Annotated in this window: 20 protein-coding genes, 1 tRNA gene and 1 riboswitch; of the genes, 7 read left to right on the top strand and 14 right to left on the bottom strand. The window is 68.8% G+C overall.

Annotation, left to right across the window (positions count from 1 at the left end; all coding sequences use genetic code 11):
• Positions 1–2: 2 nt before the first annotated feature.
• Together EV647_RS31000 and EV647_RS30995 are read left to right on the top strand one after the other, a co-directional pair.
• Positions 3–1,514 (top strand): TldD/PmbA family protein, encoded by a 1,512-nt coding sequence (locus EV647_RS31000; RefSeq protein ID WP_238177482.1) that lies wholly within the window; start codon positions 3–5, stop codon positions 1,512–1,514.
• Positions 1,511–2,917 carry a metallopeptidase TldD-related protein gene (locus EV647_RS30995; protein WP_134009295.1) on the top strand — a complete coding sequence of 469 codons (1,407 nt, stop codon included), beginning with the start codon at positions 1,511–1,513 and terminating at the stop codon, positions 2,915–2,917. Before EV647_RS31000 ends, EV647_RS30995 begins: the two co-directional genes overlap by 4 nt.
• 48 nt (positions 2,918–2,965) lie before the next feature.
• On the opposite strand, the gene EV647_RS30990 is transcribed toward EV647_RS30995, so the two are convergent.
• The gene (locus EV647_RS30990) at positions 2,966–3,631 is read right to left on the bottom strand and encodes a class I SAM-dependent methyltransferase (protein WP_134009293.1); all 666 of its coding nucleotides are present in this window, start codon (positions 3,629–3,631) and stop codon (positions 2,966–2,968) included.
• Positions 3,632–3,766: 135 nt separating this feature from the next.
• On the opposite strand from EV647_RS30990, the gene EV647_RS30985 reads away from it, so the two are divergent.
• The 4 genes from EV647_RS30985 (at position 3,767) to EV647_RS30970 (ending at position 9,076) form a co-directional block, all read left to right on the top strand.
• Positions 3,767–5,905 carry an SCO7613 C-terminal domain-containing membrane protein gene (locus EV647_RS30985; protein ID WP_238177481.1) on the top strand — a complete coding sequence of 713 codons (2,139 nt, stop codon included), beginning with the start codon at positions 3,767–3,769 and terminating at the stop codon, positions 5,903–5,905.
• Between the two features lie 91 nt (positions 5,906–5,996).
• Positions 5,997–7,526 carry a PfkB family carbohydrate kinase gene (locus EV647_RS30980; protein ID WP_134009291.1) on the top strand — a complete coding sequence of 510 codons (1,530 nt, stop codon included), beginning with the start codon at positions 5,997–5,999 and terminating at the stop codon, positions 7,524–7,526.
• A gap of 222 nt (positions 7,527–7,748) precedes the next feature.
• Complete coding sequence (locus tag EV647_RS30975) at positions 7,749–8,006, top strand: hypothetical protein (protein WP_134009289.1); 258 nt, start codon at positions 7,749–7,751, stop codon at positions 8,004–8,006.
• 68 nt (positions 8,007–8,074) lie between these two features.
• Positions 8,075–9,076 carry a PfkB family carbohydrate kinase gene (locus tag EV647_RS30970; RefSeq protein WP_134009287.1) on the top strand — a complete coding sequence of 334 codons (1,002 nt, stop codon included), beginning with the start codon at positions 8,075–8,077 and terminating at the stop codon, positions 9,074–9,076.
• Here the strand turns inward: EV647_RS30970 and EV647_RS30965 are convergent.
• From EV647_RS30965 to EV647_RS30935, 7 genes are all read right to left on the bottom strand, one after another.
• Complete coding sequence (locus EV647_RS30965) at positions 9,073–9,642, bottom strand: hypothetical protein (protein ID WP_134009285.1); 570 nt, start codon at positions 9,640–9,642, stop codon at positions 9,073–9,075. The two genes, EV647_RS30970 and EV647_RS30965, sit on opposite strands and share 4 nt — an antisense overlap.
• A gap of 75 nt (positions 9,643–9,717) precedes the next feature.
• The gene (locus EV647_RS30960) at positions 9,718–10,548 is read right to left on the bottom strand and encodes a hypothetical protein (protein WP_134009283.1); all 831 of its coding nucleotides are present in this window, start codon (positions 10,546–10,548) and stop codon (positions 9,718–9,720) included.
• 250 nt (positions 10,549–10,798) lie between these two features.
• Positions 10,799–12,532, bottom strand: coding sequence for an IucA/IucC family siderophore biosynthesis protein (locus EV647_RS30955; protein ID WP_134009281.1), 1,734 nt, complete (start codon positions 12,530–12,532; stop codon positions 10,799–10,801).
• Positions 12,529–13,776 (bottom strand): lysine N(6)-hydroxylase/L-ornithine N(5)-oxygenase family protein, encoded by a 1,248-nt coding sequence (locus EV647_RS30950; protein WP_134009279.1) that lies wholly within the window; start codon positions 13,774–13,776, stop codon positions 12,529–12,531. The genes EV647_RS30955 and EV647_RS30950 overlap by 4 nt, the downstream gene beginning before the upstream one ends.
• Positions 13,764–14,294, bottom strand: a complete 531-nt coding sequence (locus EV647_RS30945; protein WP_134009277.1) for a GNAT family N-acetyltransferase — start codon at positions 14,292–14,294, stop codon at positions 13,764–13,766. The genes EV647_RS30950 and EV647_RS30945 overlap by 13 nt, the downstream gene beginning before the upstream one ends.
• Entirely contained in the window at positions 14,291–15,907 is a 1,617-nt protein-coding gene (locus tag EV647_RS30940) for an IucA/IucC family siderophore biosynthesis protein (RefSeq protein ID WP_134009275.1), read from the bottom strand. The genes EV647_RS30945 and EV647_RS30940 overlap by 4 nt, the downstream gene beginning before the upstream one ends.
• Positions 15,904–17,400: a pyridoxal-dependent decarboxylase gene (locus EV647_RS30935; RefSeq protein ID WP_134009273.1), complete on the bottom strand. Its 1,497-nt coding sequence runs from the start codon at positions 17,398–17,400 to the stop codon at positions 15,904–15,906. The genes EV647_RS30940 and EV647_RS30935 overlap by 4 nt, the downstream gene beginning before the upstream one ends.
• 174 nt (positions 17,401–17,574) lie before the next feature.
• On the opposite strand from EV647_RS30935, the gene EV647_RS30930 reads away from it, so the two are divergent.
• Positions 17,575–18,879, top strand: a complete 1,305-nt coding sequence (locus EV647_RS30930; protein WP_134009271.1) for a tetratricopeptide repeat protein — start codon at positions 17,575–17,577, stop codon at positions 18,877–18,879.
• On the opposite strand, the gene EV647_RS30925 is transcribed toward EV647_RS30930, so the two are convergent.
• From EV647_RS30925 to EV647_RS30900, 6 genes are all read right to left on the bottom strand, one after another.
• Positions 18,862–21,117, bottom strand: coding sequence for a hypothetical protein (locus tag EV647_RS30925; RefSeq protein WP_134009269.1), 2,256 nt, complete (start codon positions 21,115–21,117; stop codon positions 18,862–18,864). The genes EV647_RS30930 and EV647_RS30925 overlap by 18 nt on opposite strands.
• A 37-nt stretch (positions 21,118–21,154) precedes the next feature.
• Positions 21,155–21,226 (bottom strand) — tRNA-Arg (locus tag EV647_RS30920).
• 24 nt (positions 21,227–21,250) lie between these two features.
• Positions 21,251–22,561, bottom strand: coding sequence for a serine hydrolase (locus tag EV647_RS30915; RefSeq protein ID WP_238177480.1), 1,311 nt, complete (start codon positions 22,559–22,561; stop codon positions 21,251–21,253).
• Between the two features lie 43 nt (positions 22,562–22,604).
• Positions 22,605–25,445 (bottom strand): aminomethyl-transferring glycine dehydrogenase, encoded by a 2,841-nt coding sequence (gene gcvP, locus EV647_RS30910; RefSeq protein ID WP_134009267.1) that lies wholly within the window; start codon positions 25,443–25,445, stop codon positions 22,605–22,607.
• 72 nt (positions 25,446–25,517) lie between these two features.
• A riboswitch (glycine riboswitch) is annotated at positions 25,518–25,607 on the bottom strand.
• 47 nt (positions 25,608–25,654) lie between these two features.
• Positions 25,655–26,224: a MerR family transcriptional regulator gene (locus EV647_RS30905; RefSeq protein WP_305000154.1), complete on the bottom strand. Its 570-nt coding sequence runs from the start codon at positions 26,222–26,224 to the stop codon at positions 25,655–25,657.
• 230 nt (positions 26,225–26,454) lie between these two features.
• A complete protein-coding gene (locus tag EV647_RS30900; RefSeq protein WP_134009263.1) occupies positions 26,455–26,949 on the bottom strand; it encodes a bifunctional nuclease family protein in 495 nt (164 codons plus the stop codon).
• Between the last annotated feature and the right edge of the window lie 51 nt (positions 26,950–27,000).

Raw genomic sequence — 27,000 nt, 5'->3', positions numbered from 1 at the left:
TCGTGCCTGATATCGACGCAAGCTTTCTCGCTCTCCCCCGGCAGGAGTTGGCGGCGGCCGCCCTGCAACGGGCCCGTGACCTCGGGGCCACGTTCGCCGAGTTCCGGCTGGAACGGATCCGGTCCGAGTCCATCTCCCTGCGCGACAGCGTGCTGGAGAGCGCGAAGGACGACGAGGACCTCGGTCTCGCCGTCCGCGTGATCCACGACGGCACCTGGGGTTTCGCCGCCGGCGTCGCGCTGACCACCGACGAAGCGGTCATCCTGGCCGAGCAGGCGGTGAACATGGCCCAGGTGTCCCGGCCGATCAACGCCGAGACGATCGAGCTCGCCGACGAGCCGACGTACGACGACGTCACCTGGGTCTCGTCGTACGAGATCGACCCGTTCAGCGTTCCGCGGGCCGAGAAGGTCGCGCTGCTCACCGACTACAGCGACCGCCTCCTCAAGGCCGAGGGCGTCGCCCACGTGAGCGTCCACGTCGCCACGATCCACGAGTGCAAGTACTACGCGAACACCGCCGGTACGTCGTACACGCAGCAACGCGTCCGGATCGGCCCCGACATCACCGCGCACGCCGTCGCCGAGGACCGCTTCGACTCGATGTCGTCCACCGCCCCGCCGGCCGGCCGCGGCTGGGAGTACATGACCGGCACCGGCTGGAACTGGGACGAGGAGCTCGCCCAGATCCCCGCCTGGCTGGCCGAGAAGATGGCCGCACCGACCGTCGAAGCCGGCACGTACGACGTCGTCATCGACCCGTCCAACCTCTGGCTCACGATCCACGAGTCGATCGGCCACGCCACCGAGCTCGACCGGGCGCTCGGCTACGAGGCGAACTACGCGGGCACCAGCTTCGCCACGCTCGACCAGCTCGGCACGCTCAAGTACGGCTCGCCCGTCATGCACGTCACCGGCGACCGCACGGCGGAGCACGGCCTGTCCACCGTCGGGTACGACGACGAGGGCGTCGCCGGCCAGCAGTGGGACCTGGTCAAGGACGGCATCCTGGTCGGGTACCAGGTCGACCGCCGGATGGCGAAGAAGAACGAGGACGTGCTCGGCACGCCGCGCTCCAACGGGTGCGCGTACGCCGACTCGTCCGGCCACATCCCGATCCAGCGGATGGCCAACGTCTCGCTGCAGCCCGCCCCGGACGGCCCGTCCACCGAGGAGCTGATCAGCCGGGTGCGGAACGGGATCTACATCGTCGGCGACAAGTCCTGGTCGATCGACATGCAGCGGTACAACTTCCAGTTCACCGGTCAGCGGTTCTACAAGATCACCGACGGCAAGCTCGAGGGCCAGCTCCGCGACGTCGCGTACCAGGCCACGACCACCGACTTCTGGGGGTCGATGGAGGCCGTCGGCGGTCCGCAGACGTACGTCCTCGGCGGCGCGCTGAACTGTGGCAAGGCCGAGCCCGGACAGTCCGGCGCCGTCAGCCACGGTTGCCCGTCCGCCCTGTTCCGCGGCGTCCGCATTCTCAACACCACTCAGGAGGCCGGCCGGTGACGGACATTCAACTCACCCCGCAGGACACGATCGAGCGGGGCCTCGCCCTGGCCGCGGCCGAGGGCGCCGACGGTTGCGTCGTACTCGTCGCCGAGACCTCCAGCACCAACCTGCGCTGGGCGAACAACACCCTGACCACGAACGGCGCGATGCGCGGCTCGAGCGTGACCGTGATCGCCACGGTCGGTGCCGGCGAGGGCACGGCGGCCGGCGTCATCGGCCGCTCGTCGGTCACCGAGGACTCGTTGCGCGAGATCGTGTCCGCCGCGATCGCGACCGCCCGCGCGGCGGGCCCGGCCGAGGACGCCCGCCCGCTCGTCGACGGTACGACGGGAGCGGACTGGGACCTCGAGCCGGAGGAGACGACCGTCGGCGTGTTCGAGAAGTTCGCACCGTCGCTCGGCGAATCGCTCAAGCGCGCCTCGGCCGAGGCGCGCCACCTCTACGGCTTCGCCAACCACGAGGTCGTGACGCTGTACGTCGGTTCCTCGACGGGACTGCGGCTGCGCCAGGCGCTCCCCCGCGGGTACGTGTCGTCGACCGGCAAGAACACCGACCTCAGCCACTCGGCCTGGGTCGGCACCGCCACGCGCGACTTCACCGACGTCGACCCGCTCGCGCTGGACGCCGAGCTCACTCGCCGCCTCGGCTGGGCGAACCGGACGGTGTCCGTCGACGCCGGCCGGCACCCGACGATCCTGCCGCCGGCCGCGGTCGCGGACCTGATGACGTACCTGTACTGGCAGCTCGACGGCCGGGACGCGCTCGAGGGCCGGACCGTGTTCTCCAAGGCCGGTGGCGGCACCCGGCTCGGCGAAACCCTGTCGTCACAGCCGGTGAACCTGCACTCCGACCCGGCGCTCCCCGGGCTCGAAGCGTTCGGGTTCGCGGTGGCGCGTTCGTCCGGCGGCTCGTCGAGCGTCTTCGACAACGGGCTCACGCTCGCGGCCACGGACTGGATCCGCGGCGGCAAGCTCGAGCACCTGATGACGAGCCGGTACACCGCCGGTCTCATCGATGCGCCGACGGCCACCCCGGACATCGAGAACTACGTGGTCTCGGTCGACGGTGCGACCGGTTCGACCGACGACCTGGTCGCCGGGCTCGGCAACGGGCTGCTCCTGACCTGCCTGTGGTACATCCGGATGGTCGACCCGCAGACGCTGCTGCTCACCGGCCTCACCCGCGACGGCGTCTACCTGGTCGAGAACGGCGAGGTCACCGGGGCGGTCAACAACTTCCGTTTCAACGAAAGCCCGGTCGACCTGCTGTCCCGGTTCACCGCGGCCGGCGCGACCGTTCCGTCGTACTCGCGGGAATGGGGCGACTACTTCTCCCGCACCGCGACCCCGCCCCTGCTGGTGCCCGACTTCAACATGTCGAGCGTCAGCCAGGCGAACTGATCACTGTCCTGGTCACTGCCCTGGTCACGGTCGTGGTCACTGCCCTGATCAGTGCTTGGTGAGGGCGACGCGCCACATCTCGCGTTGGCCTTCGTGGTACGGCGTGAGCTCGTCGAGCTGCCAGTTCTCGGCGAGCTCACGCACCAGGGCCTCGTCGAAGAAGCGGCCGACGAAGCCGTCGTGCACGGACAGCCCGTCGCCGAGCTGCTGCCAGTCCCGCGAGCAGGGGTCGCCGGTCGACCACACGGCGTACACGAAAACCCCGCCCGGGCTGAGCACCCGGCGGATCTCGGACACGAGTGACCGCAGCTCGGACGGCGAGAACGTCATGTTCAGCAGGAGATTCGCGAACACCGCGTTCACTGCGCCGTCGGCGGGCGGCAACGGGTCGCGGACGTCGTGCAACGCGGCGGTGACGCGGTCGTCGAGCCCTTCGCGCTGCGCCTCGTGCCGCAGCTGGTCGAGCGCGGTCTCGCTGAAGTCGGTGGCGTGCACGCTGAATCCCTGTCTGGCCAGGAAAAGCGCGTCCCTGCCGTGGCCGGCGCCGAGTTCCAGCACGTCATCGATGCCTGCGGCACCGAATCTCGCCACGGCCTGCTGCGCGGCGGCCGATGGCTCCAGTCCGTGCAGCTGCGGACGTCTCGCGTACGCCGAGTCCCAACGTTCCTGCTGAGCTCTCGCGAGCTCGACATGCCCAGTGTTTCCTCTATGCATGGTGCTCCCCGTGTTCGTCACGCCGGTCTGGACGATCGGCAGACCGCGCCAGCCTACGTCAGAACTTTGAGTAGACGTACTCAAGCGGCGGGCCGTTCCCCGCCGGGACAGTGGAAGGGACCCGAGGAGGACTCGATGCCGACCGCCGCCATCACCTGCCCCACCTGCCGCGCCCAGCTGCGCCTGACGATCGAGCCGGCCCCTTCTCCACAGCCTCACCCACAACCCGAACTCCGCCTCCCCGCCGCCCCACCCCACCTCGGCATCCATCCCCCACCCCCTCCCCCAGAACTCCCTGTCGAACCCCCTGTCGCACCGCCCGCCGCGCCGCCTGTCGCACCGTCCGCAGCGCCGCCTGTTGCGGCTCGTTCGACGCGGCCGGCGTCCGGGGCTCGCCCGCCGTACCCGACGACCTTCGGCGATCCCCGCCCGCTCCCCCAACCCCCGACCGACCAGCCCCCGAGGCCCTCCAGGATCCGCCGCCTGAGCCCTCAGGCCACCCTCCTCACCCTCGGCGTACTCCTGCTCCTGGCAGCCGGCGTCACTTTCCTCGCCGTCAACTGGGACAGCCTCCCCGTCGCCGCCCAGGCCGCCATCATCGGCACCCTCGCCGCCCTCTCCTTCGCCGGCTCGATCCCAGCGAGCCGCCGGAAACTGGCAGGCACCGCCGAAGCCCTCGCCATCCTCGGCACCGGTCTGCTCACCGTCGACCTGTACGGCGCCCGCGCCCTCGGCCTGATCCCACCGACCGCCGTCGACGGCTTCACCTACAGCGCGATCGTCTTCGCGATCATCGCCGTACTCGCGCTCCTGATGACCCGCCTCGCCCCCAAGGTCGTCACGTACGGCGTCACCACGGTCATCGCCGCCCAACTCCCGATCCCGCTCGTCCTGATCGACCGCGCGAGCCTCCCGGTCCTGCTCGGCGCGCTCCTGGTCCAGGTCGTCAGCACGCTGTACCTGTCCGCGAAGGGCACCGCGATCGTCCGCCGTACCGGATCCATCACCGCCGCCATCGTCTTCTGCGGCATCCTCGTAGCCGGCATGACCCGCACGCTCCTGGGCCTCCTCACCACGACCACCTTGTCCATCACGATCGCGACCGCCGCAATCGTCTGCGTCGCCGCAGCGACCGGCATCGCGATCCTCCACAAGCGCCCACTCCCCGCGGCGCTCCCCTCCGGCCTCGGCGAATGCGTCTGCGCCGCAGCCGCAGCCTTCGCGGTCGCCACCACGCTCCCGCAACTCCCCGGCCCGAGCCGCTGGTTCACCACAGCACTCGCCACGGCCCTCGCCATCATCGAGCTCGTCGCTGCCCGCCGTACCGGCAAACTCGCTGTCGTCCTGCACAGCGCAACCATCACGGTGGCCGCCGTCGACCTCACCTACTGCGTGGCCACGGACGACATCCGCCAACTCGGCTACCTCGCCGCGATCCTCGCCGTACTGGCGGTTCTCGCTGCCGTCCGCAAACTCACCGACCCCGCCCCCACCGCAGCCGTCGCCAGCCTGAGCGCCCAGCTCGCGATCGTCCTGTTCGCGTTCGATGGGTACGTCGACACGTGGCCGGCCGCCGTCGCACTAGCCGCCGTGGCCGCGATCGGCATCGCGGTCACCTGCCGGTACGTCGGCAAGCCGCTGGAACCCGTCCTGCTCACCACCGCCGCCTGCGCCGCCGTACTGGCCGAGATCGCTGCCGTGGCGGCGTCCCCCTACACCGCAACCGGCGCAGTCCTGACCATCGTCTCCGCCCCGCTGATTGCCTACGGCATGAATCCGCGCCGCCGCCCGACCCTGCTACAGGCCGCGGTCCTGCTCATCATCGCCAACACCGCCTTCATGCTCGGCGCCGACGCACACACCCTGGAGTGGTACACCGTCCCGCCGGCCCTGATCCTGCTGGCCGTCGGCATCGTTGCCTGGCGCAACCAACCGAGCTGGGTCTTCCTCGGCCCCGGCCTGATGCTCGGCCTCGCTCCCTCTGCCCTGATCGCCGACACCACCGACAACTGGCTCCGCGCAACCCTCGTGGTAGCCGCCGCAGTCCTCCTCATCCTGATCGGCGTCCGCCAATCCCTCCAGTCCCCCTTCGTCATCGGCTCCGGCGTCGTAGCCAAGATCGCCATCGCCCAGTTCCTGGAAGTAGCCCCCTTGATCCCCCGCTGGATCACCCTCGCCACCGCCGGCCTGATCCTCCTCACCACCGGCGCAACCTACGAACGCCGCCTGACCCAAGCCAAACAAGCCACCCGCTGGATATCGAACCTCCGCTGACTCAAGCGCTTGCCACGACGCGCTGACAGCCGCACCCCGACGCGGAATCCATCGCATACTGAAAGTGTTCGCTGACTGCGTTGGGGGACGCATGTTCGACCCTCTGGTCCAAGGGCTGCCTAACGACTCCTACTTGGCGCCTGTCTTCCTGTCGCTGCGAGGTCACGACGGGGTAACCCCGAAACGCCTGGCTGCTTCGGGAATCGCCCAGAACCTGCTGCGTCTCCCCATCGTCCAGAACAAGGCTGTCCAGACAGGCAACAAACCAGCGGACGCGGCATTCGCGGTCATCGTCGAACAAGTCGCGCAACTGGAGTCCCCGACCGACCGCCTCATCGCCGACGCGATCCTCAACCTCGGCATCTATCGCGAAACGTACAAGTCTCGGAACATCTCCGGTCGAGCCATCCATCGCCTCACCACAGGCGGGGTGGGCGACCGCCGACTCGCTGTCGTCGACCAATGGCAGGCCCTGCACGAGGCGCTCGACGCCGCACCACCCGCCGGGCCGGCTCCCGGCGAGCACACGCTGCGCAGCCGCCTGGAACGAGAAGTCTTCGAACGACTGAGCACCTTGCTGGTCAATCCCAGACCCACCTTCGAGATCTCCGCTCCGGGCGAACCAATCGCACCCTCGACGGCGCAGACCGTCGACGCAACAGCTGCCGGGAAGGTCATCGTGGTCGGCGGAGCCGCATTCGACCACACCTGGCGCATCGGTTCGGTGCCTCCGGTGGGAACGTCGACAATGGCGATGGCGTTCGCTCGTACCCCTGGCGGCAAAGGCGTCAGCCAAGCCGTCGCCGCCGCCCATCTGGACCTCGACGTGTCGTTGATAGCCGCCGTCGCACGCGACGACGACGGGCGGGAGATCGAGGCCCACCTCGAACGCGAAGGCGTCGACACCTCCCTGCTCCACCGAGTCGAGCGCCCCAGCGCCAGAACACCGGCCACCGGAATCTACGAACTGCCCTACGGCAACAGTTCGGCCGCAGTGTTCCGAGACATCGACCTCGACGTGCCCACCATCGACCGCCATGCGGCCGCCCTCACCACCTGCGACGTACTCCTCCTCACCTTCGAACTCCCCATGCCAGTCCTGAAACACGTCCTCGACCTGGTCGCCGACGCTCCGAATCCTCCCGTCGTCATCGTCACACCTGGCCAGCCCTATTCGAACGGTCACCTGGTCAGCCCCCTGCTCAAGCAGATGGACTATCTCGTCGCACATCTGTGGGAGCTGGAGGGATTCGCGTTCTCCGACGAGGCGAAGTACGACCCCGAACTGCTCAGCGACGACCTGCTGAGCCGCGGCCTGAGATCCCTCTGCCTGCTGAGCGTTCCGGACGGCGGAAGCGTTTACGAGCGCGGTAAGCCGACCGCCCAGATTCCCAGACCGCACAGGAACATCCAGGAGGCGTCGATCACGCGGGACGCCTTCTGTGCCGCGTTGGCCGCCCGCCTGATCGAGGACCGATCCCGCACGGAAAACACCTTCCTGTGGGCAGCAGCCGCAATGGCAAGCTTCGCCGACAACTACCACCAGGCCCCCACCACCCACCCGAGCCGAGCGACCATCAACGAACGCTTCGCCCAGATGCCGCGCGGCGAGGCCAGCTGAGGCTGCCACTTGGCAAACCCGCCGTCCGACTTGGCAACCGCGTTCGCCGAACGACCGGAGCGGCGGCGCCAACACCGTCCGCTGCGCAACAAATCCGGCACTGGCGGTCACAAGTGTCCCTGTCACGATCGAAGCAGAGGCACTCCACGCGCCTTCAGCGGAGTCGGCAGGGACCCGATCCCGGAACCGCCGGCCGCGCGAGATCGAGGATCGAGGGACGCCATGGCAACCAACCAGGCACTCGCATTGATGCTCATCTTCGGCTTTTCGTTCGCGATCGCCAAGAACTGGAGGAAGGTACTCGTCTTCCTCGGCGCACTGGCCATGACCGCGGCCCTCTTCGGTGTCTACTCCATCGTCGAGGCGGTCCGCGACATCGACACGATCCACAGCGACGTGGACCCCGCCGGCATCCAGGCCGGTCACCCCGACGCGACCACAGACGCGACCGCACGGTCGGCCGCACCGCGCGGACGCTGACAATCTGACAGGACGGGCGTCGCGGCCGACCCGGCCGCGGCGCCCGGAAGAGGAGACGGTGAGACCCGATGCTCGGCAGATCTAGTTCGGACAACTCGTCGCCTGGCCGGGTTGTCGTTGTCGGTGGCGCGGTCATGGATGCCACGTTCAGGACCAAGCAGTTGCCGGCTCCGGAGACCTCGGCCGAGGCACTCGGCTTCAGCCTTTCCCCTGGCGGAAAAGGCCTGATGCAAGCAGTTGCCTCAGCGCGGCTCGGCCTGCACACCTCACTCGTGGCCGCGGTCGCCACCGACCGATTCGGTGACGAGATCGTCGAGTACCTGGAGCGGGAGCACGTGGACACGTCGCTCCTCGAACGCGTCCCGAACGCCGACACGCCGTTCACCGGCGTGTTCCAGCAACAGCTCGGCGACAGCATCGCCGCCAACTGGCGCAACGATAAGGAGATCCGCCTGGAGTCCGGCGACGTGGCCGATCGCCGCGAGGAGCTCGCTGGATGCGACGTACTCCTGGTCACGTTCGAGGTGCCCCGCGACACGTTGGAGGACACGGTCGCGCTGGCACACGAACGGTCCGACGAGCGCCCGATCGTGATCGTCACGCCGGGCCAGCCGTACAGCGACGACGCGGTCTCGGCCGACACCCTCGCGCAGATCGACTATCTCGTCGCACATGCCTGGGAGCTGGAGCCGTTCGCGCGCCACGCCGCCTTCGACCCCGACTCCGTGGCCCGCACGCTGCTTGCCTTCGGCGTCGAAACCCTCTGCCTGCTCGGCACCGGCGGCTGCAACGCGTACTCGCGTCCGATGCCCGACGTCCTCCGGGTCGCTGCGCCGCCCGCGATCTACAAGGAGTCGTCGGTCGCCCGCGACGCCTTCTGCGCTGCGCTGGCCGCCCAGTTGATCGACAACGAGAGCAAGTTCTCCGAGGACGTGGCTCGCTGGGCGACAGCTGCCATGTCCTGCGCGGCCTCCGACTTCCCGCGCCGAAACCCCCTGCCGACCCGGCGCCGCATCAACGACCTGCTGGACGTCAGTCGGCTGGAGGGCGCAAGGACGTCCGAATGCTAGAAGAATCTCCTCAGCCGTTCGGGCATGACCGGAAGGTGGTCAGGACCCAGAGCCGTGACGAGTCTCCCCAGGCGATCCTGGACCTCGTCATCGTCGAGCTCCGCGGGACCGAGCCGGAGAACCGACTCGTACGAGACGCCGTGGCTCGAACGGATGCTGCTGTGCGACGCGTGCAGCACTTCGTCCTCGCCGAAAGTCGAGGACTGGCCGCAGGTCAGGTCGACGATGAGCCGGTCCGGATCGTCGGCATCACCGACCTCCAGCCAGCAGTGGTCCGGCAGATCCTCCGAGGACTCTCGAACGGCCCACACATCGCCGTAGCAGTACATCGCCGGCACCGCGTGGACCTCTCGCAGGACGGCCATCAGCCAGGCCGAGGTCACACCGCACTGCCCTGTCGAAGGTCGATCCTGGTGATCGGCGTAACGCCAATGAACCGTCTTCTCGTCCCACCCCTTCGAGACAAGGTCTCGGTACGCCGTGAGCGCCGTACGCCAGTCTGCCGCCGCCTGATCATGCGCGTGGTACGCCGAGACTGCGGTAGCTGGATCATCACTCAGAGTCACCTCGGCGATGCTAGCAGCGCAGTTCGACGACCACCAGATCCACGGCCGCAGATCTGCCCGGCGCTCCAGCAGAGCTCAACGGAGTATGCGGTGCTGATGCTCCGGCAGCACGCGTTCCGTCGCACCGCGAACGCGGCAGCAGAAGATCAACGAGTCACGGAGCTCGACCTGACTCCTCCGCGCCTTCCGGTCCAGCGCACAGAGCTCGTCGATGCTCCGGACCGACGGGAAGGCCGCCCACATCTGGCGCAGGCTCATGTACCTACCCTTGTAGTACAGGTACGGCCGGGCCCGGACGGTCATCCACAGCTGCCAGTTGGACGCCAGGTAGCTGGCGCCCGTGAAACCAAGATTCGGGTCGACGACGGTGGTCAGCAGGTCGACGTCGCCTCTCTTCTGGAGGAACTTCCGCACCCGCGCCAGCAAGTAGGACACCGCGTTGGGCGGTGCGCCGTCGAACGAGTACACCCGCGACACGTCCCAGATCGCCGCCTGCGGCACACCGAACTGCTGCACCACCTGGTCGGCCACACGCTTCCACTCCAGCGGGGACGCACTGCACAGAGTCAGCGGAGCACCGGTGTTCTTGTCGACCAGCGCGAAGTTGAGCGAGCCGCGCCGGGCGTTGCGTAGGTAGTGCAGGCTGTCGAAGACCCGGCCGGCGTCGTCTCCGATCTGCCGGAACTCGAGTTCCGACAGGGCGTACTCGCGCCGCGGAACCAGGTCTCGCACTGCCCACTGATCCTTGCGCAATCGCAAGGCGTTGCTGATGACAACGGACGCCGCCTCCCAGTAGCTGACGGCACCGGCGCCGTCCGCGTAGCAGGGCAGATGCAGGCGGGTCCGTACGGCGAGTTCGCGCCGGTCGACGCCGAAGAGACGGGCCAGCCGCAGCAGGCGGTCCACGGATTCTGTGACCGTGGGACCGCTGCGGGAATTGTTGGAGAATTTCTCGGACATGAATACGCGCGGCAATTCACGAATTGTCAGAGAATTGCCGCCGAGCTGATCCGGAACCAGATCGCCGGAAATGGCTTCGCACGCCGGACGGCTTGCTGCCAAGGCGGACTGAGGCATGGTCATCCTTCCCCACTCGACTCGCCCGCCCCGCCCCCTGCGCGGCGGCTACGAGTCATTGGCGATTGTCCGCGCAGCCTCATTCCGTTGGCAAGATTATTTCTAAATATACCGGTTCGACGGTGTGCAAGGGATTGGGAATGGTGCCGGTTACTGGTATCGGTGGACGTGTGTCCAGGTCGGTGTAACCGAGTGTCAGGCGGTATCCGTTCAAGGGGTAACGCAGGAACGACGGGCCGGTCAGCGCGGTGGCTGCCAGTCGGTCGGTGTATTCGGGGTGTTTTTCGGTGTAGCGGTGTACCTCGCCCCGAACTACACCCCAGAAGGTTTCCTCCGGGATGAGTCGGTGGGCGGCGAGAGGGTTGAGGACACCCAGGAGGAGGGCGTCTACGACGTACTGGCGGAGGATCGGCCACGGTTTGCGTGGGAGGACTCGCGCGTGGGAGTCGGGTTCGGGGCCGCGGGCAACTATTGGGTCGGTGGAGAGGTTGATGTCGTCGACGAGGTCCTTGATGACGAGGCGCGTGGGGAGGCCGCTCGGTGAGCAGATGATGGCGAGGTTTTCACCGTGCGGGTTGACCGTGATGCCGTAGTGGTGGAGCAGGTGGAGCAGTGGCCGTAGCAGGGTGGAGAGGAAGTGGCCGAGCCAGGTTTCGGCGTCGACGCCGGCGCGGGCGATCGCGGCTGGTGCGAAGCCGGGATGGAGTACGGCGGCCAGCGGCCACACGGTCTCACCGTCTCGCAGGCGGGGGTCGATGGGGTCTCGCCAGATGACGCCCACGGTCTCGGTCCATTGGTAGGGGATGCCGGTGTGGGTCGAGAGTTCGGGGTGCGGGACGGTGACCGAGGCAACCTCGCCCAACAACTCGGTGCCGAGGTTGTGGAAGGTCTGGTCGCGGGACCAGAGGCCGCGCAGCCATTGGGTGATCATCGGGGCCGCGAGGGTGCAATGCGACGGGATACCGCGGTAGACCGAGGTGTTCAGGATCTTCAGGGGAAGCTTGACCTGGTAGCGCGAAGGATTCGAGATGTTGACCATCGTGCGGATCGACTGGGTCGGGAGGTACTCGTCGGGGCTCTCCCCCAGCACCACGATCTCCCCGGTGGCGAGCTCACGGGCCCATTGGGTGCGGACGACGTGGTCCAGTTGCCACGGGTGGCACGGGAGCCACACGTACGCGTCGGGGTCGTCCAGCCGTGCGCGGAACGCCTCGACGGTGGGAGGGTCCAGCTCTCTGGCGATGACCGAGTGCTCCGAGAGCTCCGGCGTACCGCGGAACTCGGCGAGACCACGTCGTACGGCGAGCCAGACCAGGTGCAGCGGAGTACGCGCCTCTGGGGCGTACAGCTCGCTGTCGGAGGCCGAGAAGCCCAGGCGGCCCTTGTTGGCGACCAGGAGCGGGTGCCCGGTCAGGTGCCCTTCCAGCCGACTGTGGTGCAGCTCTAGCAACTCAGAAGCGGGCACTGCCGTAGAGGCCATCCGTACGTCGGCCGCGAGCGTGCTCGTCAGCTCCGCGACGTACCCGGCCACAGTGGACCCGTCGACCCCCAGTACGTCGGCAGCGTCGACGAAGAACCGGATCGGGTCGGTGGCGACCTCGCTCTCGTCGTTGCCGAGGATGCCGGCCGTGGTACGTCGGATCGACGCCGGATCGACCCGCCAACTGCCGAAGCCACCGCGCGTCGCCTCGAACACGTACGACACTGCCCCGAGGTCCAGCCGGTTGCCGACGGGCTCCAGCAAACCCTCCGTGCAGAACTGCGAGATGAGCTTCGCCAGCAGCTCCGACGAACACTCGGTCCAGACACTCATCCGGGGATCGCAAACGTCGTGTACGCGGTGGACTTGGGCAGCCGGAACACCTCTCGGCCGGCCACGCTGTTCAGGATCGTTGCGTTGCGGATCGCTCCGATGCCGAGGTCCGGTGCAGCGACGCCATGGCTGTGCAGGTCCGCGTTCGCGACGAAGATCCGCCCCTCCAGAGCGCCCCGTACGCTGTGGTCGCGGTTGATGACCCAGCGACCGGCAGCATCGTGCTCGATCTGTGATTGCAGCGACTCCAGGAACGGCAGTGGGCGGTTCCGGTACCCGGTCGCGGCGACGACAGCGCCTGTCAGGTGCTGGAAGGTCTTCCCGCTGTCCGCGTGCAGCATGGTGAGTTCCAGCCCGTCAGCACGCGCCACCGCGGAGACGACAGCCACACCACACTGCAGTTCAACCGGCAGGTCCCGCGAGTACAGGACGTCGTGGATGTCGTCCAGCGTCTCCGACGAGATGCCCTTGTAGTGCCGCCACTGCTCCTTCACCAGCTTGTCGCGTACCGGCTCATCCAGTCCGTGGAAGTAGTCGACGTACGACGGGGTCGTCATCTCCAGCACCAGCTTGGAGTAGTCCAGCGGAGCGAACGACGGCGTACGGGTCAACCACGACACAGCAGGACCGTTGGCTCGCAGCAGGTCCAGAGCGCACTCAGCACCCGACTGCCCGGATCCAACCACGGTCACCCGACCTGTGCGCAGTAGATCCTCCCTGCGGAAAAGGTAGTCCGCGGAGTGCGTGAATCGCTCAGCAGGCAGCCCTGCCAGCGCAGCAGGTACGAACGGCTCGGTGCCGACGCCGACCACCAGATGCCGAGCCTCGAACTGCTCAACGCTGTCACCACGCTCCACAGTCAGCTCGAACGACGAGCCGTTCCACTCCACGTCCTGCACGTGGTGACCGAAATGCAGTGAGTCCAGCTGGGCGGCACACCACCGCAGGTACGTTTCGTACTCCCTCCGCGTCGGATGGAACTTCTCCCGCACGTAGAACTGGTACAGCCGGTCGTTGTCCCTCAAATACGACAGAAACGACAGGTGATGCGCCGGCTCGACCAACGACACCAGATCCGCCAGGAACGACACCTGCAGCATTGCGTCCTCGAACATCAGCCCGCGATGCCAGGTGAACTCCGGCCGGCTGTCGAGCACAGCCAGCTGTACGTCGTCCACACCGTCCGCCAGTGCGGCCAGTCCGAGGTTGAACGGCCCGCAGCCGATCGCAATCACGTCGTACACGTCATGCCTCCCTGCACAGCCCGGGTACGGACCATCAGTAGTGCTGTCTTCTCGGGCAGCTGTAGCTCCCCGTGCTGGACGAATCCGGCCGCGGCGAACGCGCGGACGGAGGGGGTGTTCTCGATGTCCGGTTCGGCGACCACCTGCGCACAGGACGGCTCTGCGCGCAGCACCTCATCAGCGAGCCAGCGCAGCAGCTGCCGCCCGAGGCCCTGGCCGACGCGCGCGACCTCACCGATCGCCACGTGCACGCCCCGGTCCTCTTCGCCGTACGCGTAGTACCCCGCAAGGCGGTCGTGCCGGACCCGGTACAACTCGACGTACGCGAACTCCTCCGCCTCCGCCGCGACCAAGTAGGGCGTGGAGTGCTCCCCCGCAGCTTGTTGCTCGATCTCCTGCGCCCAGCGCTCCACAGACCAGCTCTGCTGCCACCAGCGCCGGACGTGTGGCTGCGACATCCACAGTGCGATGCGTGGGGCGTCTGACGGGCCCGCCGGCCGCAGCTCGAACGACGTCACCGCAGCGGGTTAGGGATGTCGAGGTAGACGGACTGTGCGTCCAGTGGCGCGACTACCTCGTCTATGCCCCGCAGCCGGGTCAGCATGTTCGCCTTGCACGGCAGCATCTCCGCCTCGAGCCACCGCCGCGCCAGCCGATCGCCAGAAGGTCCAGCAGCCTTCAGCAGTGGCAGAGCGAGTGTCAGCCGCTCCCGCACCACACCGAGCAGCTCGTCCTCGTCGGCGACCCCGTCCGCCGCCAGACACCCCACCACGGCCAGCGCCTGGTTGTGCAGCAGGTAGTAGGTCAGCCGGTCGTCGACGATCGGGTCGTCCACCACCGCCAGCGTCGAGTCACGCAGGCCGGTGACCGCCAGCAGACTAGGCAGGTACGACGACGCGAGGTAGTAGCCCTGGTTGTCGCGATAAGCGCCGCCCTTGATCCGCCCTGCCCCGTCCAGCCGCACCAGCGTGTTCTGCTGGTGCGCCTCGAGACCGATGCCCGTCTCGGCGTACAGGTGCAGCATCGGGATCAGCACGTTGTCGATGTACGCCGAAACCCACGCGACCGGATCCTCCGCCGCGAAGACACTCAACCGACTCACACCGCCCGGACGCGGAGCGACGAGCCCCGCCAGGCAGGCGTAGCTGTTGACGTCCGCCGGGACCTCCCGCACAGCAACGTCGAGACCGGTCAACGTCGGTCCACCCTCGTCGAGCGCGACCCAAGCCGGGTCGCGAACGATGGTGAAGCGCGGGTGCGCGGTCGCCGTACCCGCGTTGTACGCCGCATCGAGCAGTCGATTGATCTCCAGCCCGCGCCGCAGTTCGGTCGGCGTCGACTCCCGCCGAGAGTTCGTGATCCGCAGTCCGAGCGACAGCTTCAGCATCACCGGCAGATCCGGATGGAACACGGTCCGCAGGCTGGACGTCGGGTACCACTGGGCGCCGCCAGGTCCCAGTGCCTTCACACGACCGGCAGAGATCAGCGACGCGACCCGCGGACGCTCGGCCACCGCCGCCGCCTGCCACGGATGAGCCGGGATCAGCACCCGGCCCGACGACGGAGTGATGCCGGCCAGCGCGCCCATCAACTGCACAGCGTCCAGTCCCTGCAGCGAGGGCGCGCCGGCCACCTGGTCCGACGACACCAGTTCGGCGTCGGCTTCGAACCAGTGCACTGCGAAACGGCCGCCGAGCTCCGGCGAGTACGCCGCAAGCTCGTTACCGCTCAGTCCGTCCCGGCTCTTCGGCGCCGGGTGGTTCAGATGCCCGAACAGCAACGCCTGCTCGAGCTCCAGGAAGCGTCCCGGCCCCCGCCGGCCGTCTGCGAGCTCGACGAAGAGCGCGACGTTGCGCACTGATTCCGCCGTCCGCGCCGCCAGGTCGTCGATCTCAGCCGGATCCGCGCCGACGGACAACAACCGCACGAGTTCCTCGGGTACGGCGGGTACGCCGTCCACCTGTACGTCGGTGAACTGGTGCAACCCGGTCCGCGACGCGTGCGCCACCCGCGCCGTCACCGTCGAACCGCCGACCTCCAAGCTCAGCGCACCGACCGCGACCGGTACGGACGACTCCCGGGTGTAACACCGCAGGATCGCGTTCAGATGAGCATCAGCCGCAATAGTCACGCCGCTCCTTCGCCGGTCTGGACGTCGAGGCCGGTGGCCACGACCTGGTCGAGCAGGTCCTCGATGTCCGTCGCGGTGGCGTTCGGGTTCAGCAGCGTCAGCTTCAACGCGACCGCCGCCGGGCGGCCGCCGCGGGCCGGCAGCTTGGTCCGGCCGATCAGCACCCGCCCCGACGTCAGCAACCGGCGCCGGACCTCGCCCTGGAGCGCGTCCAGTCCGGACGCGTCCAGGCCCTGCCCGGCGACCCGGAACAGCACCGTGGTCAGGGTCACCGGCGCCAGCAACTCAAGGTTGCTGTCGGCAACGACCCGGGCCGCGGCGGCGTGCGCGAGCTCGTGGCAGGTGTCGACCATCGTTCCCAGTCCGGCCCGTCCGTATGCCGTCAGCGTGGTGGCGACCTTGACCGCGTCCGGCCGGCGGGTGGTCTGCAGACTGCGGCCGAGCAGCCCGTCCAGCCCGGAGTCGATGTCGTCGGCCGGGTTCAGGTAGTCCACCGAGCGGTCGAACGCCGCGAACCGGCTCCGGTCCGCCACCAGCAGCACGCTGGTCGCGGCCGGCTGCCAGCCGATCTTGTGCAGGTCGAGCGTCACCGAGTCCGCCAGCGGCACGTCGGCGAGCAGCGGCGCCAGCCGGTCCGAGAACAGCGCCCCGAACCCGTACGCCGCGTCGACGTGCAGCCAGACGCCGTACTGCCGGGCCAGCGCGGCGATCGGCGCGATCGGATCCACCGATCCGAAGTCCGTCGTACCCGCGGTCGCGATCACGGCCACCGGCGTACGGCCGGGCTTCGCGAGCTCGTCGGCGAGCACGTCGGTCCGCATCCGGAAGTTCTCGTCGGAGGCGATCGTGATCGCGGCCTGCTCGCCGAGCCCGAGCGCGGCGCAGGCTCGCTGGATCGAGAAGTGGGCGAGTTCGGAGCAGAACACGACCGGCCGGTCGACGCCCTGCAGACCGTTCCGCCGTACGTCGACACCCGCGACGGCGGCCGCGCTGTCGCGGGCGATCAGGATCGCGAGCAGGTTCGAGATCGAGCCGCCGGGCGTCAGTACGCCGTCCGCCCGCGGGCCGAATCCGGCGAGCGCTGCCAGCGCCCGCACGACCCACTGCTCGATCGCGAGCGTCGCGGGACCGGAGTCGTAGGTGTCCATCGAGGCATTCGACGCCGAGGCCAGCGCGTCTGCGTCGACCGCGACCTGCAGCACCGGCGGCTGCAGGTGCGCCGCGGCGTGCGGGTGGCTCAGGTCGATCCCGTGCTCGTCGAGCAGCCCCGCGATCAGGTCGAGCGCGGCGGACTCGCCCACTCCGGTCGACGGCACCCGCGGCTCACCCAGCACCTCGGCAGCGCGCCGCAGTACCGCTCCCGGCGAACCGTGCGGCAACGGTCCGCGCTCACGGTCCGAGACCGTCGAGGCCAGCGGCCAGCGGGCGGCGAACGGATCGCGAACAGGTGCGGGCGGGGCTGTCACGGCGGACAGACGCGCGGGCTGCGACATCCAGATCTCCCGGGAAGTTGTCGAGTAAGGCAACCCTTACTAAGGCAGACCTAACCTTTGTCCGCCTCACCCACCGTGTCAACTCGACCACGTCCGAAGTGGCAATCCTCACGGCCCACGCAACCACCCCACCCCCTCCGGCATCTCACGAACAAGGGTCGAAGGGGGACGGACATGACAGCTGCCGTAAAGGGCCGGCGTGACACTTACGTCCGCATCGGCATGATGACGGTCGGCGATCTCGGCGTCGTCGGCGGTCTGGCCGGCTGGATCCTGGGTTGGCGGTTCGGCCACCTGCTGGTCACGCTCAGCCTCGTGTTGCTGATCGCAGGCATGTGGCCTGGCAAGTTCCGGCCGCGCCGGTCCGTGGCCGGCGGACACGTTCTGATCGGCCGTCACCTCAAGGGTGTGGAGGCACTGGACAGCGCGCGCAAGGCGGCGCATCACTACCGTAAGTTCGCTGCCAGGCATCCCGACGAGGGTCTGGTGTTACTGGCCGGAACACTTGACTGGCAGCGAGCGCTGCTCCGGGAACTGGGCAGGCACGAGGAGGCCGAGCCGGTCGCCCGCGAGGCCGTCGAGACGTGGCGAGAGGTCGTGACCACTGACTCGAGCCGCCGCGAGAACTTGTCCAAAGCGCTGCACCACCTGACCGGCACGCTCGCAGGACTGAATCGGGAGGGTGAGCTGACCACACTCACCGAGGAAGCGGTCGTCGTCCAGCGGTCCCTGGTGGCAACGCAGGAGGTACTACTCGCTCTGCACCTGCAGAACCTCGCCACCCAGCTGCGGCGTACCGATCGGTGGGAGGCGGCGCTTCCTGTCGCCGAGGAGGCCGCGACGCTCTACCGGCGTCTGGTGCCGACAGATCCGGACCTGCTCGAGAACGCGGCTGACACAACAGAGGGCTTGGCTACGACCCTGCGACGCCTCGAGCGTCCGCTGGAGGCCCTGCAGTCGACGCAGGAGTGGGTCGAGTACGAGCGCACGCTGGCCGACAGGGTCCCGGACCACAGGCCCGAGCTCGCCGAGGCGCTCCGTGTGCTCGGCAGCCGCTCGGCCAATCTCCACCGCACCGAGGACGGCATCGCGAGTTGGCGCGAGTCCCTCGAGCTCTGGCGGCAGCTGGTCTCGGAAAGCGAGGAGCACCGCGCCGGCTATGCGGACGCGTGCAACCTGATCGGGCACGGCCTGGGTGTCGTCGGCGAGTCCACGGAGTCGCTGGCAGTCTTCCGTACCGGTCTCGACGTACGGCGGACGCTGGCGACACTCGATTCGCGACAGTACGACGACCTGCTGGACGACCTCGCACGAGCCACGCAGACGACGCTCGTACCTGAGTTGGCAGCCGAGGCGGTCGCCGTCGCCCGCGAGCACACCGACGCCCTGAGCGCGGAAACTCTCTCGCGGGCCGCCGATCGGCTGCGGGAAGCAGGCTTCACCGTGGAGGCCGAAGAGCTGTCAGCCCGCCGTAGCTGAACACCAGTGGGGGCCGGTGGTCCAGCCGAGGAGGCGGCGGCCGCCGTTGGGGGTGCGGCCTTGGGAGTCGAAGCGGGCGCCTGCGGCCACGTCGAGGAGCCCGGTGACGGCTGGTTCGAAGGGTGGGCCCAGGACGCGAGCCTGTTTCTCGAGCTTGGTCAGGACGTCCGTCTGGTCGCTGTAGCTGAGGAAGAAGATTCCCTGACGCCACGCGTACGCCGTGTTCTTCAGGCCCTGCAGTCCGCTGATCCAGGTCGAGACCGGCTGGGTCTGACGCTGGATCGCCCAGCTGAACGCGCGGTCCGCGAGCTCGGGGCCGACCTCGCGGAGCCAGTCGGTCAGGTCGAGCGCCTCGATCAGTACGGCGAGGTTGTGCGACGTCAGGATCTGGCTCTGCTCCAGCACCGTCCCGTTCTGGGCGACGTACCCGGGAGTCTGCGAGGTGTGCGCCTCCCGAGCACGACGGTGGCACATCTCCGCGAAGTCGTCGGACGTCAGCTTGCGCCAGCGGATCAGCGAACGCTGCTCGGCGGCCGGCCACGCAGCGGGCAGGTCGTAGTAGCGCCCGTACAACGTTCCGGACAGCACCCGGCTCGCGACCGACGCCGCCTCCCGCCACTTCGCCGTGAACGTGCCCATGAAGATGTCGGCAGCGACCTCCTCGACGAGCGGCAGTCCGAGATCGGCCTGCTTGACCAGCGTGCGGAACTCGCGGACGAGCGGGTTCGGCAGGATCGTCTGCGGGAACGCGCCGAGCGCGACAGTCGTGGTCTCCCGCAACGTCTGCGCGGCGGCTCGCTTCGCCTTCTGAGAGCGGTCGCGGTACGGCGCGACGGCGGAGATCCACGGCAGCTCGTCGAACCGCACCTGGTGTTCGAGGTTCAGCAGCAGCAGACTGCGCCGACGACGGAAGGCCGCGTAGGTCTGCGCATAGACCGAGGCCAGCACCGGATCCGCGATATTTGCCGCCAGCAACTGTGACGTGACCTGCGGCAGGACCTCGGCCAGCACCTCCCCCGAGCCGATGACGCCGCGATCCACCAGCTCGCCGATCGGCGCCTCGAGCGCCCGGGCCGCCTTCGCCAGCAGGTGCGGCGGCATCGCCACGCCGGCGGCCGCGGGTAGTTCCGCGCCGTCGACGTCCCCCGCGATCGGATCGAGCGCGGGCAGTCCGCCGTCGCGCGGGTAGCGGTCCAGCCGCGTACTCAGCACGTGTGCCAAAGTCGCGTACGTCGGACGCGCCGCCGCCTCGTTCTGCGCCGTACGCAAGGCCGCGCGGGCCTCCGATCCGGGCGCTCCGTGGGCGCTGATCGTGTTGGCCAGCGCGCGGCGGATCCACCCGACCTCGCGACCGGTCAGGGCCGAGCTGTCGACGCGACAGCGCTCCAGGGCCGACTGCAGCCGTGCGAAGTTGCTCTTCGGGTGCCGCGCGTGATGCAACTCGGCCGCGGTCGCGTAGTCGTCCAGCCACTGGCGCCGCCGTTCCACCCAGTCGTCCGGCCAGACGCGGCACGGCCAGCCACCGCTCACCGTACCCGACACCAGCTCCGGGAGGTCACCGTCGACGGTGTCGCACCACAGCGCCACCAGCCGGTCGTGGAGCGGGTTCCAGACCTGGAGGGTCTCCCGCATCGCGGCAATCCGCGGCGGCACCATGGCCTGCCGCAACTGAGCACGGACCTCGTCCACCGACTGCCGCCGTACGACCGCCCCGGCCGGAGCCGACGACGGACCGAACGTCGGGGTGAAACGGAGCCGGTGCATCAACGGACGCAGCTCGGCCACCAGGTCGAGCGCGGCGGCGAAGTGCCCGTGCTCGAGCAACCAGGCGACCACCAGCAGCGCCGACTCCTCCGGTACGTCGACGCGGCAACGCCCGGTGCGCAGCGCCTGCCCCAGCTCCGCAAGCCCTTCGTCACCGAGGTACCAGAGATTGACCCGCTCCCGGTCCGTCTCCCCCGGCGCATTCACCGGCAGCCGGGCCAGCTCGTCGGCACTCGGCGGCGACTCCGCCACGTACCGTCCGGTCGCGAACCCTCCGGTCACCACTTCCAGCGTGACCCACACAGGCGTGTCGGCGACGGGCGTCCGCGACCCGATCGTCAGCCGTCCGGACGCCATCCCCTCGAGAACGGTGCGCCAGGCATCGACGCGGACCGCGGCGCGCCGACGTACCGCTGGATCGTCCGCAACCAGCGCCCGTTCGAGCGCGTGCTGAAGCCGGCCCGTCGCGTACATCCGGAACCCCCCGCTCTCTGGATGGAACAACGCTTCGACATGGAGGCAGGACTCGAACCTGCGCCCTCCCGGTCCGAAGCCGGGCGATCTACCCCTGATCTACTCCATGCGGTCTAGGCAACTTCGGTACAGCCTAACGACCGTAGGGGGTTCTCGTGAGGACAAACGTTGCGACGGTCAGGTGGGTGATGGCTTCGCCGTTGCGGATCACGTGGAGTTTTTCGCCGGCCAGGTAGCCGTCTCGGCCCTGGTAGAGGTCGGGGGCGAGGGGTGACAGGCGGGTCGTCAGGCCGCCGGAGAGTTGCAGGATTCCCGCGCAGACGGAGATCGTCAGCGGCGTGTTGCCCCAGTACCAGTGGCCGAGCAGTTCGGCGCCCTGGGCCAGCGGCGGCTCCGGCACCCACTCCTGCGTGATCGGCGGCTCGTACCGGGTCAGGATGCGGACCAGGTCGGGAGCCAGCGAGGCCACCCGTCCGTACGTCGCGTTGCCGAGCGTCACCGCACCGACCCGGCGGACCCGGTCGACGAACAGCCCCGCGAGGAAACCCGGCATCGAACCGGTGTGACCGATCAGCAGATGTGGATCGTCCGCGATCAGCCGCAGCCCGAGCCCGTACGACGCATTCAGCCCCTCCCGCGGATCCGACGCGACCGGCGCCGCCATCTCCTCGACCGACTCCCGGCTCAGCACCTCGTGCACCGGGTCGATCCAGAACGTCGCGTACCGCGCCAGGTCCTCGATCGTGCTCCACAACTGCCCCGCCGGTGCCATCGCACCCGAGTCGTACGCCGGCTCCGGGTCCAGCTGCCCGCTGAACGGGTGCACCGAGAATCCGTCGGCGGCCGGGGCCGACGGGAAGTACGACGTACGCCGCATCTCGAGCGGATCGAGGATGCGCTCCTGCGTCAGCTCCAGCCAGGACACCCCGCGCAGGCGCGCCACGATCTCGCCGAGCAAACCGTACCCGAGGTTCGAGTAGTGGTGCCGGCGATCCGCCGGGCCGGCCGCCTGCGAGTCGTTCATCGCGGCGGCCAGCTCGTCGAACGTGACGCCCGGATTCCGTTCCCACCAAGGGCCCTCGGGCTCCGCGTTCATCCCGCCGCTGTGCGCGAGCAGGTGCCGGATCGTCAGGTCCCCGAACGCGATCCCCGGCAGATGCTTGCCGACAGCATCGTTCAGCGACAGCAGCCCGTCGTCGCGGCACTGCATGATCAGGACCGCCGTCATCGTCTTCGTGATCGACCCGATCCGGTACTGCACATCCGCCCCCGGCAAGGCTCCGTCAGCCGTCGCGAACCGGCCCCGCGCCCCGGTCCACACCAGCTCCCCGTCCCGCAGCACCCCGGCGTTCACCGACGGCAACTTCGACTCCCCCTGCGCTGTCGCGATCTCGGCGAACAGAGCAGCGGCGGTGTCCGGACGTACGTCGGTCAGCTGAGTCAACTGGAGTCTCCAGGCAGGTCGTGGGCAGACCAGTATGCCCGTTTTACTCGAACGCCTCCGGTGCAGGGCAGGAGCAGATGAGGTTGCGGTCGCCGTACGCGCCGTCGATGCGGCGGACCGGCGGCCAGTACTTCGAGGCGCGGTCGACCGAGCGGGGGAAGGCGGCCTCTTCGCGGGTGTAGGCGTGCTCCCACTTGTCGTTGATCACCGACTCCGCGGTGTGCGGCGCGTTCACCAGCGGGTTGTCGGCGGCCGGCCATTCGCCCGCGGCGACCCGGTCGATCTCGTGCCGGATCGCGATCATCGCGTCGCAGAAGCGGTCCAGCTCACCGAGGTCCTCGGACTCGGTCGGCTCGACCATCAGCGTGCCCGCGACCGGGAACGACATCGTCGGCGCGTGGAAGCCGTAGTCGATCAGCCGCTTCGCGACGTCGTCGACGCTGATCCCGGTCTCCTTGGTCATCGGCCGCAGGTCCAGGATGCACTCGTGCGCGACCAGGCCGTTCTCGCCGGTGTAGAGCACCGGGAACGCACCTTCGAGCCGCTTCGCCACGTAGTTCGCGGTCAGTACGGCGGCCTTCGTCGCCGCCGTCAGGCCCTCGGCGCCCATCATCCGGATGTACGCCCAGGAGATCGCCAGCACACCGGCCGAACCGAACGGCGCCGCGCTGATCGGGCCGACACCGGAGTCCGGACCGGCCTGGTCGAGCAGCGGGTGGTTCGGCAGGTACGGCGCGAGGTGCGCCGCGACCGCGACCGGGCCGACACCGGGGCCACCGCCGCCGTGCGGGATGCAGAACGTCTTGTGCAGGTTCAGGTGGCTGACGTCGCCGCCGAACTCGCCCGGCTTCGCGAGCCCGAGCAGGGCGTTGAGGTTCGCGCCGTCGACGTACACCTGGCCGCCGTGGTCGTGGACGATCCGGCAGACCTCGCGGACGCTCTCCTCGTACACGCCGTGCGTGGACGGGTACGTGATCATGATCGCCGCGAGCTTGGCCGCGTGCTCGGAGGCCTTCGCGCGCAGGTCGTCGAGGTCGATCGTGCCGTCGTCGTTGCCCTTGACAACAACGACCTTCATACCGGCCATCACCGCGGAGGCGGCGTTGGTGCCGTGCGCGGACGCCGGGATCAGGCAGACGTTGCGATCCTCGGAGCCGTTGGCGCGGTGGTATCCGCGGATCGCCAGCAGGCCGGCCAGTTCACCCTGTGAGCCCGCGTTCGGCTGGATCGAGACCTTCGCGTACCCGGTGACCTCGGCCAGCCAGCGCTCCAGTTGACCGATGAGCTTCACGTAGCCGGCCGCGTCCTCGATCGGCGCGAGCGGGTGCAGGTCGGCGAACTCCGGCCAGGTGACCGGCTCCATCTCGGTGGTCGCGTTCAGCTTCATGGTGCAGGACCCGAGCGGGATCATGCCGCGGTCGAGCGCGTAGTCCTTGTCGGACAGCTTGCGCAGGTACCGCAGCATCGCCGTCTCGGACCGATGTGTGTTGAACACCGGGTGTGTCAGGTACTCCGTGGTCCGCGGCACGCTCAGGGCAGCAGCCTCGAGCGTGTCGTCGTACTGCACGCCGAAGGACTGGCAGACGCGGGTCAGCGTCGCGACGTCGGTCTTCTCGTCGCAGGAGATGCCGACGTGGTCCGCGTCGACGAGCCGCAGCCAGATCCCGTTCTGCCGGGCGGCGTCCACCACGTCGGCGGCGCGACCCGGGACCCGGGCGAGGACGGTGTCGAAGAAGTCGCCGTGGACGACCTCGACACCGCCGGCGCGCAGCGAGGCGGCGAGCTTCCCGGCGTACGAGTGCACGCGCTCGGCGATCGCCCGCAGTCCGTCGGGACCGTGGTAGACGGCGTACATGGACGCGACGACCGCGAGCAGGACCTGCGCCGTACAGATGTTCGACGTCGCCTTCTCGCGACGGATGTGCTGCTCACGGGTCTGCAGTGCCAGCCGGTACGCCGGGGCACCGTCGGTGTCGACCGATACGCCGACGAGGCGGCCTGGCAACGACCGCTCCAGGCCGGACCGGACCGACATGAAGCCGGCGTGCGGGCCACCGTAGAACAGCGGTACGCCGAAACGCTGCGAGGAACCGATGACGATGTCGGCGCCCGCCTCCCCCGGTGCCTCGAGCACCGTCAGGGCGAGCAGATCGGAGGCCACGGCAACCAACGTGTCGCGCCCGTGTGCCGCCTCGATCAGCGGCTTGAGGTCGCGGACGACACCGTTGGACCCCGGGTACTGCACGAGGAGGCCGAAGAAGTCGCCGTCGGGCAGGCCGTCGGTGGTGTCGGCGACGACGACCTCGATGCCGAGCGCCTCGGCGCGGGTCTGCACGACGGCGATCGTCTGCGCGAAGGTGTCGGCGTCGACCAGGAAACGGTCGGACTTGCTCTTCTTGTTCGACCGGTGCGCCAGCGTCATCGCCTCGGCGGCCGCGGTGCCCTCGTCGAGCAGCGACGCGTTCGCGGTCGGCAGCCCGGTCAGGTCGGAGACGACGGTCTGGAAGTTCAGCAGCGCCTCGAGCCGGCCCTGGGAGATCTCCGGCTGGTACGGCGTGTACGCCGTGTACCAGGCCGGGTTCTCGACCAGGCGGCGGACGATCACGGACGGGGTGAAGGTGCCGTAGTACCCCTGGCCGATCATCGACGTGGCGACGGTGTTGCGGGCCGCGAGCTGACGGAGCTCGGTCAGCGCGTCGACCTCGGAGGCCGGTTCGGGCAGCCGCAGCGCCTCGGCCGAGCGGATCGAGGCCGGGACCGCGGCGTCCACGAGCGCGTCCACGTCGTCGTACCCGAGGAGTTCGACCATCCGGGCGATCTCGTCCGGGCGCGGCCCGATGTGCCGGTCGGCGAAGGTCGCCGAGAGCTGGGGGGTGTCGTTCACTAGAGGCTCCGATGCTGACAGACGCTGCCGGTGGCCTCCCCCTCTGTCACGCGCGCTGCGCTCCAGAGTCGCCTGCGACACTCGGTCCATGGGCCTGAGAGGTTCCGGGGAGGAATTGCCCCTTCGGCGCCCGATGACACGGGACTCTCCCGAGTGCTGTGAACGGCTGCCTCGAGGCTACCAGGAACCCCGCAACAGTTCTGACAGGGTCAGCCGGTCATCCGGGCGCGGCGGCGAGCGGCGAGCTCGTCGTTCGCGTGGGAGTCGCCGTCACCCTCGTCGTGACCGTCGGCCCGCTCGGTCGGCAGCTCGGAGAGCGAACCCTCGACCTCGCGCCAGACACCACCGAGTGCGATCCCGAACACGCCCTGGCCGCCGGCCAGCAGGTCGATGACCTCGTCGGGCGACGTGCACATGTAGACCGACGCGCCGTCACTCATCAGCGTGATCTGGGTCAGGTCGTCGAACCCGCGCTTGCTGAGGTGCGCGATCGCGGTCCGGATCTGCTGCAGCGAGATCCCGGCGTCGAGCAGCCGCTTGATGACCTTCAGCAACAGAACGTCACGGAAACCGTACAACCGTTGCGTCCCCGAGCCGGTCGCCGGGCGGACGGACGGGGAGACCAGGCCGGTGCGGGCCCAGTAGTCGAGCTGCCGGTAGGTGATCCCGGCCGCGGCGCAGGCCGTCGGACCGCGGAACCCGACGTCCTCCGGCATCGGCCGCAGGTCGTCGTCGAACAGCAGACCCTGAACGCCGGCGGTGGCAGTAGCGGCTGCCACAGCCTCTGCGTGCGCGTCGGACGTCGACTGCGCCGTCAGATCCGTGTCCCCGGTGCGTGTCACGCCTGAGCCTCCCTGGATACCGACTGGAACGAGCCATCTCCGTGGAGTGACACCACCCCACGACTTCTTCACGGTAAGCCGCCGCCCTGACCGGGTCAACGACAACCGCATCGAGCCGGGAGCGTGTCGCGACCGCCGTACGAATCGTTACCTCGGTCCTGTTGCTGTCAGCTCTTGTCGAAGTCCTCCGGAGTCACCTGGTCGAGAAACTCCCGGAACCGCTCGACCTCCTCTTCCTCCTCCACCTCGTCGGCGCCGTTCGTCTCACTCTCCGGGACCGGGATCCCGGCCTCGGCGAGGATCTCCTCGGCGCAGAACACCGGCGTCCCGGTCCGCAGCGCGATCGCGATCGAGTCCGACGGCCTGGCCGAGATCTCGGTCTTGTCGTCGAACACCAGGATCGCCTCGAAGATGCCGTCGGTCAGGTTCACGATCCGGACCTGGCTGAGGGTGTGCCCGAGGACCCGGATGGTCTCCGCGAACAGGTCGTGCGTCAGCGGCCGGGGCGGCTCCATGCCCTGCTGGGCGAAGGCGATCGCACTCGCCTCGGCCGCACCGATCCAGATCGGCAGGTACCGCTCACCTCCGACCTCTTTCAGCAGCACGATCGGCTGACTCGAGGGCATCTCTACCCGGACTCCGACCACGTCGACTTCGCGCACACGTTCAGCCTACTCCGAGCCGAAGGCCCGGGTAGGCCCACGGGGGTTCGC

The organism is Kribbella sp. VKM Ac-2566, assembly GCF_004366005.1.
Taxonomy (GTDB): domain Bacteria; phylum Actinomycetota; class Actinomycetes; order Propionibacteriales; family Kribbellaceae; genus Kribbella; species Kribbella pratensis.
This window is presented reverse-complemented; position numbering and strand designations above follow the sequence as displayed.